This is a genomic window from Paenibacillus hamazuiensis (genome assembly GCF_023276405.1).
GTDB lineage: Bacteria > Bacillota > Bacilli > Paenibacillales > NBRC-103111 > Paenibacillus_AF > Paenibacillus_AF hamazuiensis.
Genome location: NZ_JALRMO010000001.1, coordinates 1,981,938 through 1,993,992, shown reverse-complemented (window position 1 = coordinate 1,993,992; position 12,055 = coordinate 1,981,938). Strand labels below are relative to the sequence as shown.

General features: G+C 49.9%; 14 protein-coding genes. All 14 read right to left on the bottom strand.

Features of this window, described 5'->3' with window-relative positions:
- Positions 1 to 5 precede the first annotated feature (5 nt).
- On the bottom strand, positions 6 to 872 hold the full coding sequence (locus MYS68_RS08700) for a sporulation protein YpjB (RefSeq protein WP_248925456.1): 867 nt from the start codon (positions 870 to 872) through the stop codon (positions 6 to 8).
- A 44-nt stretch (positions 873 to 916) separates the two neighbouring features.
- Entirely contained in the window at positions 917 to 1,552 is a 636-nt protein-coding gene (locus tag MYS68_RS08695) for a DUF1405 domain-containing protein (protein ID WP_248925455.1), read from the bottom strand.
- Positions 1,553 to 1,625: 73 nt separating this feature from the next.
- Positions 1,626 to 2,525: a c-type cytochrome gene (locus MYS68_RS08690; protein ID WP_248925454.1), complete on the bottom strand. Its 900-nt coding sequence runs from the start codon at positions 2,523 to 2,525 to the stop codon at positions 1,626 to 1,628.
- A gap of 18 nt (positions 2,526 to 2,543) precedes the next feature.
- Positions 2,544 to 3,215 carry a menaquinol-cytochrome c reductase cytochrome b subunit gene (qcrB, locus tag MYS68_RS08685; protein WP_248925453.1) on the bottom strand — a complete coding sequence of 224 codons (672 nt, stop codon included), beginning with the start codon at positions 3,213 to 3,215 and terminating at the stop codon, positions 2,544 to 2,546.
- Between the two features lie 20 nt (positions 3,216 to 3,235).
- On the bottom strand, positions 3,236 to 3,781 hold the full coding sequence (locus tag MYS68_RS08680; protein ID WP_275983449.1) for a Rieske (2Fe-2S) protein: 546 nt from the start codon (positions 3,779 to 3,781) through the stop codon (positions 3,236 to 3,238).
- Positions 3,782 to 4,014: 233 nt separating this feature from the next.
- Positions 4,015 to 4,467, bottom strand: a complete 453-nt coding sequence (locus MYS68_RS08675) for a DUF2487 family protein (RefSeq protein ID WP_248925452.1) — start codon at positions 4,465 to 4,467, stop codon at positions 4,015 to 4,017.
- 135 nt (positions 4,468 to 4,602) lie between these two features.
- A complete protein-coding gene (locus MYS68_RS08670; RefSeq protein ID WP_248925451.1) occupies positions 4,603 to 4,791 on the bottom strand; it encodes an IDEAL domain-containing protein in 189 nt (62 codons plus the stop codon).
- Between the two features lie 68 nt (positions 4,792 to 4,859).
- Complete coding sequence (locus MYS68_RS08665) at positions 4,860 to 5,372, bottom strand: gamma carbonic anhydrase family protein (RefSeq protein ID WP_248925450.1); 513 nt, start codon at positions 5,370 to 5,372, stop codon at positions 4,860 to 4,862.
- 72 nt (positions 5,373 to 5,444) lie between these two features.
- Positions 5,445 to 6,569: a hypothetical protein gene (locus tag MYS68_RS08660; RefSeq protein WP_248925449.1), complete on the bottom strand. Its 1,125-nt coding sequence runs from the start codon at positions 6,567 to 6,569 to the stop codon at positions 5,445 to 5,447.
- A gap of 136 nt (positions 6,570 to 6,705) precedes the next feature.
- Complete coding sequence (locus MYS68_RS08655) at positions 6,706 to 7,293, bottom strand: histidine phosphatase family protein (protein WP_248925448.1); 588 nt, start codon at positions 7,291 to 7,293, stop codon at positions 6,706 to 6,708.
- A 61-nt stretch (positions 7,294 to 7,354) separates the two neighbouring features.
- Positions 7,355 to 7,981 (bottom strand): anti-sigma factor family protein, encoded by a 627-nt coding sequence (locus MYS68_RS08650; protein WP_248925447.1) that lies wholly within the window; start codon positions 7,979 to 7,981, stop codon positions 7,355 to 7,357.
- Positions 7,978 to 8,571, bottom strand: a complete 594-nt coding sequence (locus tag MYS68_RS08645; protein ID WP_248925446.1) for an RNA polymerase sigma factor — start codon at positions 8,569 to 8,571, stop codon at positions 7,978 to 7,980. Before MYS68_RS08645 ends, MYS68_RS08650 begins: the two co-directional genes overlap by 4 nt.
- A gap of 245 nt (positions 8,572 to 8,816) precedes the next feature.
- A complete protein-coding gene (locus MYS68_RS08640) occupies positions 8,817 to 9,758 on the bottom strand; it encodes a polyprenyl synthetase family protein (RefSeq protein WP_248925445.1) in 942 nt (313 codons plus the stop codon).
- 19 nt (positions 9,759 to 9,777) lie between these two features.
- Entirely contained in the window at positions 9,778 to 11,436 is a 1,659-nt protein-coding gene (locus MYS68_RS08635) for a sensor histidine kinase (RefSeq protein WP_248925444.1), read from the bottom strand.
- Positions 11,437 to 12,055: the final 619 nt, after the last annotated feature.

Below are 12,055 nucleotides of genomic sequence, written 5' to 3'. Positions count from 1 at the left end.
GGCCGTCACATTTTATCGATTCTCCTCACCGGAATGATTCCGCGTTCCTTTTGAAACAGCCTCCACCCGGCATACACCAGCGCCGCTATGATTGCCGAGCCAATGCCGATCGACCAAATGATCGGTCTGCCGTTATCGATGATCGGCAAGTAGGCCGGCGTATCTTTTTTATGGAACAATCTATCGATCATTTGCCGAATCTCCGGGATGACCGACAAAATCCTTTTATACGGCTCCGTTTCACTTGCCAGCTGCGATTGAACGAATGTAACAAGCGAATCGGCTTTTTCCACGTCCGTTGGGGATCTGGAAATAAGCAGGGACGGATGGATCAGTCCGTAATGCGAATAAAGCCCGGCGAAAGCTTTGTCCGTTTCCGCACGGCTCGCTTCCGTTGCCCCTTTTTCCAGCGCCTTTATATCATTTTGCAGAACGTTATAATATTGCAGCCACATCGGATCGTTCATCGACTTCAGCGCATCGACGGCGAGACGCAGCTTGATCGTGGAAACTTGTCCTTCATCCGGCGAAAATTTAACCGCATTAAACACGCGTTTCGCTTGTGTGACCGTTTCCGTTAAAGCATGCATCCCTTCCACCGATGTAATGCCTTCAAAGTGAATTTGCGTCAGTTGGTCGCTAACCTGCTGCAGGGAATCCCGTCCGCCCATTATATCGCCCTGCTGCACCTTTTTATACATGTCGTCGGCCAGCTCATTCAAACGTTCGATCTTCTTCACCTGCTCTTCGCTGCGTATCGTCGCATTTTGCTCCGTACCGGCCCCGTCCCGGTTGCAGCCGGCAAGCAGCGCCACAAGCGTCAGCGCTACTAATATTGCTGCACCTTTTTTCCTTGCCCCTTGAAAAAACATCGGACATCCCTCCTAGTTTCTATCCTATGGGGGGATGTCCTCTTTTAGACCGAAAGCCGGCGCAGTTTCATCATGATGAAAGCGAGACCAATGGTGACTAGACTAAGGATGACCGTAAATGTCGCAATATCGGGCAAGTCGTCGGCCAGCACCCGCGGCAGCCACGGATAAACGCCTTGGCCGTAATCCATATAATCGTTTAATAAAGTCCAGACGGACGCGACGGCTGCGGCCCATACGCCATACCGGTAAAACATCACATAAAGCAGCGCTTCCGCGGCCATGCCGAGATGGGAAAACACAAGCATGCCATCCTTCCATGTCATCACATCTCCCTGCACGGCAGAGACGACGATCATCGTTACCGCCCAAATGCCGTATTTAACGGAAGTGATGACGGCAAACGCTTCAACAAAGCTGCGTACAGGCCCAATTGCGCGGTTATTCCGTCCCCGCGAGTCCCAAATCATCCATGCGAGGAATGCCGTAAAAAAAAGACTTGCAGTCGGACTATCAGGAACAAACGGCAAAAACCAAAGCGGTTTCGTTTCGTAAGTATCGACCAGTTGCTCTCCGTACCAGATGTACCCATAAATCGTCCCGAGAAAATTGACCCAGAACAACCCCCAAAGCATTTTCGGACCGGAAAGAAATGATTTGGAAAAATAGTAACCTAACATCGGTCTCGTCCCCCTGGCTGCGGCCTGTTTCAAAATGAAAACCTGACCGAGAGTATCGGTCAGGTTTACTGGCTTAAGATTTCTTTTGCTTCGCCAGCCATTCGGCCAGCTTGTCGATATCGGCATCGGTCAGACCTTTCTTGATGTTTGCATCGTACTGAGGACTCATGCCGCCTTGACCGTTTTTGATGATGCCTAAAATTTCGTCTTTGGAATGTTTGTCGCCAATGCCAAGCAGCATCGGGATGCCGGCATTCGGCATACCTTTCAAATCTCCGCCGTGACACTGTACGCAAGTCGCCTTCTTGTAAATCTCCGCAGCCGGATCGTCGGCTGCAACGAGTGCCGGAGCAGCCGCTTTCTTCTGCTGTCCTCCGCCTCCTGCGCCTTGCCCGCTGCCTTCCTTCCCTTTGTTCGCATGCAGTTCTTCTTCACGCTTGATATGTTCGGGAATGATATTTTTTTCTTTCAGTTCCAATTCATAGTGATGCCAGGAAACAATCGTTAAGTACGTGCATGCGACTAAGCTTAGTCCCATCAGCGTTGATGCGATCGGGCGTCTGTAGAAACGGCGCTCCTTGCCGGTATCGAGAAACGGAGCGAGAAGCAGACCGCCAAACGCGATCCCCGGAACGATTACCGTACCCAAAACGACAAACTGGTTGGATGTGTACGGATATTTGAGCAACTGGTACAGAAACAGGAAATACCAGTCGGGCATCGGAATGAACTGCGTATTCGTCGGGTCCGCCGGATATCCGAGAGGAGCCGGATCGGACATGACGAGCACCAGAATACCGACAAGCACGACGACCGCAACCATCCATTCCTTCAGCAGGAAGTTCGGAATAAACACCTCGGATTTTCCCGGATAAGCGGAAAAATCGGGCTGCTGCAAACGCGACGATTTCGCGCGGACGCGGGAATCGCCCACGTATACGATTTTTTCGTCAGATTTATGACCGTGAGCCACTTCAGCCACTCCTTTCTATTATAGCGGACCGGAAATACCTTGTTTACGGATCATGAAGAAGTGACCTGCGAGAAGTCCAAGCAGAGCACCCGGCAAGAAAAATACGTGCAGCGCGAAGAAGCGGGTTAGCGTTTGCGCACCGACGATTTCGCCGCCCTGTAAGAAGGTTTTCACATAGTCGCCAATGAAGGGAACGGATGCCGCGATTTTGATGCCCACCTGCGTCGCAAAGTAAGCTTTGTTGTCCCAAGGAAGCAGGTACCCTGTGAAGCCAAGGCCCAGCATCACGAAGAAAATCAACATACCTACGACCCAGTTCATTTCACGAGGCGCTTTGTAAGAGCCGGTGAAGAACACGCGGAGCGTATGTAGGAACATCATGACGATAACAAGGCTTGCGCCCCAATGGTGCATGCCGCGCACGATGACGCCGAACGCCACCTTGTGCTGCAAGTAATCGACGCTCGCGTAAGCGTTGATAATATCCGGCACGTAATACATCGTCAAAAACATCCCGGATAAAATCTGAATAACGGTGATGAAAAACGTCAAACCGCCGAAACAATAAACAAATGCGGAGAAATGGTGCGCCGGGTTCACGTGTTCTGGAACTTCGTGGTCCGCAACGTCTCTCCACATCGGCGTGATATCCAGACGTTCATCGATCCAGTTGTACATGTTTTTAAACATCTGATGTTACGCCTCCTTCGTTAGACGTGTTTATTCGGACCAAGCTGTCCTACATAAACGAAGCCATTTTCCACTTTCACTTCATACTCGTCGAGCGGCGCCGGAGCAACGGCCAGGTTTTTGCCTTCCGCCGTATAATGAGCGCCGTGGCATGGGCAGAAGTACTGGTCTTTATACTCCGGATTCGCATTCCAGTTGACCGTACAGCCCAAATGCTTGCAAGTCGGATTCAAGGCGAAGATCTTGCCGTTTTTATCCTTAGAAATCCATGCTTCGAGTTCCGGATCGCTCTCGTACCAGCCGTCAACCTGATGCACTTGGAACTTAAACGATGCCGGCGTGTTCGTGATTTTGGACTCTTCGACAACTTTAACCCAAGCCGCCTTCGATTTAGGCTGAAGCACTGGATCGATCGCAAAACGAATCATCGGCACAAGCATGCCCGCGCCCATGAACGCGCCGGCTCCTCCAAGGGTATAAGAGAGGAATTGACGGCGGGACATCTCGCGTCGTTTCACCGGCTTCTCCCCATGATGCTCAGACTCGTGGTTTTTGTGATCATTCATTTTCCCGTTCTACCCCCTTTAAGCGACATCACACTATCGTTCGACACAACTTTACACCTCATACTAGGACATAACTAATAATAGCCTACGGCTCCAGTAGCGTCAAGAACGGCGGGTTTGATTTAAAGCCGGTAAACCAAGCGTTTCAGGCAAAGTTTAACGAAATTGTCACAACTGATTTTCAGCCTAAAACTTATGCCTTCTTGCTATATAATGGGCAATTTATTCCTCAATCATACGCCGGGATTCAAGTTCTTCGCAGTTTGCCACATAGCGCCGACCTCACCTGCAATGCGAAGTCGCACTGCGGCCGAATCCAAACTCAGCCCCTCGCTACCGACATGAACGATCAAATCTGCCGACGGCAGATTGACGGTATGTAACGGCACGGACTCCGACATCACCAGCAGATAGCGGAACCCCGCCTCGTCCTTCAGCCGTTGGCACAACCGGTTCAGACGCTCCGCCTCCAACGGATCGTCGATAAAATGATAGGCGGGATACGTAACGACCCTCCCTTTAAACGGAATTTCGACAAGATCGAGCAAATCGCGCAGACGCTCCAGCTTTTCGGCTGCTTCATGCGGCGCTTCGCTGCCGGCAAGTCCCGTGACGGGCAGCAGGCATGTGTCCAAATACGTCCGCAGTTCATCCCATTGTTCTTTCGATATATCGCTGAATTTCATGTTTTTTCACCCCGCTCCCTAGTCTAAAACAAAGTCCCCAAAAAGGGAAGAAATCTTCCGAAGCACAAAAAAAGACATATGGCCGGATGCCATACATCTTTCATAATGGTGTCATATTTAGACCACATGCGAAGCTTAACCTTGGGATAACAATGTTTTCAGTTCCGTGGTGAGGGCAATAAACGATTGTTCGTCTCCCTCGGCCAAAGCTTTGTCTATTTCTTGGTACAAATACTGTTCCCTGAATTTGCGAAGCGCCTCATCGAGCACCATTTCCGCAAACAGGTTCAGCATTGTATCGGTCGACACATTTGATTTTCCCATAGGACCTACCTCCATGCAGCGGCCTAGCCAGCAGCTTGAGAGCGTTTAACTGCCATGTTGTTTATTGTTTAATCCGCTTGTGTCCGGTATTCCGTTCCCTTGAGCACGTAGCCTTCCATCGTCCGTTTCATGCGCTGCAAATCTTCTTCGGTAAGTTCACGGACGACCCGGGCCGGCGAACCCAGCGAGAGCGTGTAGGACGGAATCTTTTTGTTTTCCGTCACCAGCGAACCTGCTCCTATTAAAGCATATTCACCGATCTCGGCGCCGTTAAGTACAATAGCCCCCATGCCGATTAATGTGCCCTTACCTATCGTGCATCCGTGGATGATCGCCGCGTGTCCTACAGACACTTCTTCCCCAACGATAAGCGGTTGGTTCGTGTTTACATGACCGACGCTTCCGTCCTGAATGTTGGAACGGCTGCCGATCATAATGGGAGCCAAGTCTCCACGCAGCACCGTGTTGTACCATACCGTCGACATTTCGCCTATCGTCACGTCACCGATGATATGCGCGCCCGGTGCGATAAATACACTAGAGTGCACCTTGGGTACGAATTGCCCATACGAATGAAACATACGATCACTCCTTCGGTCCAATATTTGCCGGCCCATCGCCGGCTTGAAATTGGAGTGATTGTAGCAATCCCGTTACAGCTTGTCAATGGGGAGCGCTACTCTATCTTCTTCGGCCACGTATGTTCCTTGAATGATCCCGGAGCCGAGCTTCGTGATTCGCAGCACCTTGCCGTGCTGCCCGTCCTCGCCGATGCGCAAAAGCCCCAAATGCATCATCATCTGTACGATCCTCGTCTCAAGAATCGATTCCGGAGTGTCGTAATAAAACGGGCGAATCAGCGGAACAAGCACCTGCTGCAGCGAATCGTAAGTCGTCCACTCGCCGGTCAGCTTGTCGATCCACTGCACCAGAGCCTGAACATTGGGCACCGGATTTTTATACAGCCTGAGCCAGAAACGGTACACTTGCAGCAAATCTTCCTTGTATCCCTCCACGACCCTCGCCGTCCCCAAATCGGTCAACGTCAGCGTCTGATTATGTTCGCTGATCAGGTCGTGATAGTAGCAATAATCATAGATGAGCGAAAAACGGCTCGGGTATTCCCTGAACATCCGACCGTAGCCGAACCGCCACGCGGTTTTGCCGACCGGCTCTTCCTTGACGGAAAACCGGTCCAGCACCTGCTGCAGCGAACGTTTATACATATAACTTTCCGCAGTCAAAGCAACCGGCTGCTGATAAAGGTAATGGAGGAAATGGTATATGTCGTCCACGATCAGCTTCTGCTCGTCGCGATATACACCCGGTTCCCCGAGCGTGACCAGGCTTTTGCGAAAATGTTTGGCGAGCACGTCACCGAACCGTTTCTTCAAATCCGCCGGCACCTGGAACAAATACCGCGTTTGCTGCGAGTAGCCGTTGAACAGCCAGCCGCGCTGCTTAAATCTCGTGATCATGTCCCGCGGGTTCCAGTTATCGTTTGCATCTTTTTGAAACCTGCTTTGCTGCACGCGAGCAATAAGCTCTTCGAGACTAAACGAACTCCTCTGGTCGAACAGCAGCGAATTTAAAAAACGAATATCCTCCATCCCCAGATTCTCAACCAGCCGTTCAAACACGTCCCTCCGGTTCACCGTAGTCAAAATGGACTGGATCAGCTCGTTTTTGGAGTGTCCGTTGCATTCGCATTCGTAATTGTTCGCAATTCGGCTCAACTCGTGAATGTCCGCATAGCTGAGCATGTCCGCCAAGTTCATTGCCGTACCCCCTGCGTGGCGCTTGCGCGATAATCGTTTCTACTTCCCATTATGGGAACCATCCGGAGGAAATAAACGTGACGCCAAGAAAAAAAGCCCAAGCTGCCTAAGCTTGGACTTTTGAAGAAAGGACCGATTATTCCAGCGCATCGAGATGTTTAGTACAGTTGAGTAAAAGCGGACTCCAACCGATCTGCGTTTTTTGCAGCACGCTGAGGGACGTATTTTTCAAAAAGTCGCTTAGCGTTTCGCCCGTCAGCTTCTTCAGCAGCGGCACGATCATCCCCCCATGGCTTACCACAAGCACCCGTCGCCCCGGGTAGGAAACCGCAGCGTCCTCCAGCACCGTCAGCCCGCGGGAGAGCAGCTGCTCGTCCGGCTCCATCCCGAGCTCGAGCTCGCGCTGGCGCCAATTGTCACCCCATCGCTCAATCCTTTCCTGCTCCGTCGTTCCTTCGATTTGCCCGAAAGATCTCTCGCGCATGCGCGGCTCATAGGCCCAGATCGGAATTTGCAGCTCGCTTGCAATAATGTCCGCCGTTTGCCGCGCCCGAATCAAATCGCTCGTAATGATCCCGTCCCAAGATTCGTCTTTCAGCCTGCGTGCCAGGGCCTCCGCCTGCTTGATGCCTACCTCGGCCAGCGGGGTATCGAGCTGTCCTTGCATGCGTCCCAGCAAATTCCATTCCGTCGTGCCGTGGCGAATGAGTCCTACCGTTGTCATATTGTCGACTTCTCCTTTGTCCCAAAAAAAGTAGCCCCTTTGGAAGGGGCATCTCGTTCGTTTAAGATCGCGTCCGCGACAGCCAGTTCATGATGAGCAGCGTTGCCGTCATGCCGATCAGCGAAAGAGCCAGCATGTAGTCCCGATACGTATGAATCGGTCCGACCTGGTATGTAAACGGCTCGTTAAATCCTTTCAAACTGGCCACAGCGGAAGGCATCGCATGTACGTTCATCGATTCCTGCTTGCTGCTGGCGACGACTACCGGTTCGCCGATACGACCGAATACGGAAGTGTCGGTAGCGGACATCTGGGTTTCAGGTTTTTGCTCATGGACGATGGAATACAGGAAGCTGAACATAAACAAAGCCAGGCAAAACGCGATGACCGCCGTAAAATTTCGCCGCATTTTGAAGGAGATGGCATACATCCGGTCCGTAACCGGCATTTTCCAATTCTCATCCTCGTAGATCCGCTTCATAACGCTGGAAGAAATCGGCGTGCTTGCTTCCAGCATCGTTCCTTCTGCGGCAAATTTGATTAGCTCCGCGCTCTCCTGCCACATCTTAAACTCTTCGGCGCAGGCGGGACAATGTTTTATATGTTCATTCACGCATTGTTTTTTCAGATCGGTATCGGGCAAATCCCAATACACTCCAAACAACTCTTGAATGTCCTCACATTTCATCGCTGATTCATCCCTTCATACTCTTCAAAAATAGGTTCCATAAAATACGGCTCCAGCTGCAGCTTCACGCTCGCCCTCGCCCGAAACAGCAGCGATTTGACCGAGCTGACAGTTTGCCCGAGAATCCCCGCAATCTCTTGATAATCGAGCTGCTCGTATTCCCGTAAAATGAGTGCGGACCGCTGTTTTTCCGGCAAATTGTTGATGGCATCCCGTACCATGGACACTTTTTCGTTACGCAGCACGGTCTGCAGGGGGAGCGTCTCCACGTCCGTCTGCGGCGTGTGGCCGCTTTGTTCCAAAGAGACTTTCATTGTTTTATTTTTACGAAGCTCGCTCAGCACGGTATTTCTCGCAATCGTATAAAGCCATGTGGAAAAAGTTGCCTCGATCTCGCGGAACGAATGCAGGCTTCGGTAAGCCTTATAAAACGTTTCGTTGCACAGATCCTCCGCCATCGACTCCATCTGGGCGCTTTTCAGCATATGATAGATGAAAGCGAGAATTTTTCGTTCATACCGGCGCATGAGTTCGTTGTATAGTTGAACGTTACCGTCTTTGATTTCTCTAATCAACTGGGAATCGGTCATTCTACCTACGACCCTCCTCGTGATTCCGTATGCTCTCCCAGTGATTCACATAGTTTTACCTATCCGGGAGGAAAAAGTTGCGCTCGTATGTTAAAAAGTTTTCAGCAAATTTTCAGGTAAGATAAAGCTGACAAGCCGTCAATAAAGCATTCGTTAAAGACACGCAAAAATCCTGCTTTTTTCGACAGTTATATACGGGCATACATCTATTCTATTTTATATGAGATTCGATTACAAATATACTTCTAGGAATCCAATGCGTAGGAAGCAAATGTGGTTTCCCGAAACTTCTCTTTCCATGGCGAACGGCCCGGGATCTTGGAGAAAAGCTCTTCGGCGCGATTGTAATATAACGACTGGATGATGCGGCAGTATTCGATGCAGCCGGAGTCGGCGACGAACGCAAGGCATTCCGGCTTATGGCGCAAAAACTGCTCCGTTGACATGTTCCCCTCGTAAAACAGCTTCAATGCCGGGAACTTCCCGTCGCAATGGGCAAGCATATACAAGATCGGAAGCGTCCGCTTCTTGTGCAACAGGTCGTTTTTCAAATCGTACCGCTGCACATCTTTTACATCGTTATTGATCTGTGCCATAATCCCGATGCAGTCGGCCAATTCATTCATGAGCCTGATCGCTGCGGCGTCGGATTGAGGTGCGTCGAAGCCTCCCATATAACAAGCAAGCCGAATTAATGAACCCGATTTCTCTTGCACTACTGCTATGTAATCCTGCTCCGATTCGACGCAGTGGCCGAGCAAATCTTTATGTTGTCCGTCGATGGCGCGCGATACGATGCGGGCCGTTTCCTGAATCATCGGAACCGTTTGCGGCGAGTGCTCGACCAGTTGCCCCAGTTTTCCCATAAACCCCATCAGAAACGCGAGTATCGCGTTAATCGTCTGTTCCTGTGGGCACCGCATCCACGGCTTCTCCATGTTATCGCGATCCTGCACGTCGTCCACAATGTCCAGTGTAAGTATCAAGAGCTCCGTAAGAGCAGCAATTTCTCTAATAAATGGAGATTCTCCCCCCAACATGCGGTGGCTGTATTCCGTTATGTCTCCCCATATACTATGCTCCGCCGCTTTGTCCGCGATAAACGATTTTAGCAACGCATTTAACGGCTCCGCTTTTACATATTCATCCAAGAGCTCATTCATGACTTCTATTATTTCGCTTCGCACGTTGTTCCCTCTCCCTGCCTCAGCTTACTGCCGAAATCTTGCCGTTCAGCGGCACAATAATACGCATGCGAAGCCCGCAGCCTTCGCTCGTTTTTAACTCGAGATGGCCGTCCAGATGCAAAACACGGCTTCTCATCTGCGCCAGCCCGGCGCCGGAAGCGCTCAGCTTCCCCGTTTCGATGCGCACCGGATCGAAGCCAATACCGTCGTCGTGATAATGGAGATGAGCTTCATTATCTATAACGAGCAGTAGAAACGTGACTATAGTCGCTTTCGAATGTTTTTTTGCGTTGCTTAGCAGCTCCTGGATAATGCGGTACAGATGACGTTTCGTGTCCATGTCCCACCCCTCAACCGCTTCGGCGTTATCGGCGCTGAAGTCAAGTTCGAACGGGCAGGCTGCTCTTTCGTCCTCCATCAATTTATTCACCGTCCGGATCAGACCAAGCTCGCTCAGCAGGCTCGGGTACAGCTCAAAGCATCTATGGCGCAAGTTCGATTGCATAACCTCCACATAGTCCATTATGCTGCGGACTTGTTTCGCTTCTTTTGGCGGGATTGTGCCGCTTCCGGCTGCCGAAGCGAGTCGCTGCTTAAGGAGATCCAAGTCCTGCATGGTCGAGTCGTACAGTTCGGTTACGATTCTGCTGCGCTCCGTCTCCTGCAGCTCGAACATCAGCTTGCGGTACCAAATGAAATCCTGCCCCGTCAGTTCGTTTGGCACATAAGCGGCAACTTTCCGAAGCTTCATATTCAGCTTGCGGATCAGATGCATATTTTCCAGACTGACTGCGAGATAGGAAACTATTAAAGTCAGCCACTGCACCTCTTCCTTGCCAAGAAGCGTATTTGTCTTTTTCCTCGTCATAACCAGATAACTCGTAAATTCTTCATGTCGATTGATCTCCAGACACGTATACATTTCCGTCCCGGTGCCGCTGCGAATAAGCGCCTCGACGTCTCTTTCCCTGATTTCCCCTTCGCAAATCGTTTCGATCGTATCTTTATATTGAAACGCTAGCGCCCCGCCGAAAACCTGCAAGGTCTGAACGATATCGGTCAAAATCATTTCCTTCAGCTCCCGGAAGCTGGAAATCGTCTGCAGGTTGGTGGAAATTTTTTTCAATGCCAGCTGCAGGTTATGTTTGCGTGGGAATATGACCGCTTCCAGCTTCGTAGCGAAGTATTCGAGCGAATACAAAACGAAAGTGAGTATGATCAGAGTAAGAAAAAAGATGAAAACCAGATGCTTCGGCGAGGCATCGCGTTCAAAGATCACCGCGGCAAGTCCTGTAATGATTCCGCTTGGAATGACGGACAGGATCATTGTGAACACAAGCCGACGCAGCACGAGCTGAATATCATACAGCTGCTTCGACATGATCAGGTACGCGAATGAGATCGGCAGAATCAGCACAAACCAGCCTGTATACAGCGAGCTTACGAAATCGTCTCTCCATAGCAGCTGAGGGATAAAGCTCAGACAAACAAAAGGAGAGAAAGAGACGATAAATGACCACCAGACCGTTTTGATGATGGTCGACGCGTAAGAGTTTTCTTTTCGGTATTTGAAATAGAGGTAAGATAGAAATAGAAGATTGACCACGATTCCGAGCAAAAAGAAGGCGATAACTAATTTAGTACTAGGCTCGTAAAATAGATTCGTGATTTTTGGCAAAAAAAACGTAATTCTTGTTGAAAATGCAAAAATGACAAAGTAATAGCCATATCTAAGTAGACGAGTTGGGAATGTAATAATAGTGTTTCCTTTTTCTCGCATCAGTACTATAAGAAATTGAAGGAATAATAGCGGCAATGCCATCATTAACGTACTGATTACCACTTTTCCGAGCGTATCTCCCCTTTGGGAAGCACCGAGGCTTGCGAAAATGAATGCGATGTCCAAAAATAATAATGATAGAAAAAGTGCCGACCGAGAATAACGCTGTTTTGTATACAGCAGAATCGCCAATGAAATACATAAAATCTCTCCGAATATAGGAAAAACATCAACATGAGCAGAAGTATTTGCTTTTCTAGTTTCTACTTCGATCGTTTGACCGTCTCGCTCTATTGCAATACTATTTGCCTGCTCAATACTTCCCCATTTTTGTACTGTAAAAAATCGATCGACCGTTTCTCCGTTGATTAGTTTAACAACATCGCCAGGCTGGAGATTCAAATTTAAGCTGGCGCTGGAAAACTCCAGTTTTCGGACGATCCAATCTTTGCTCTGGTTTTGCTGAAGCAATATGCCGAGATATGGATACTGAAAACTAATATAACTAAACCATAAT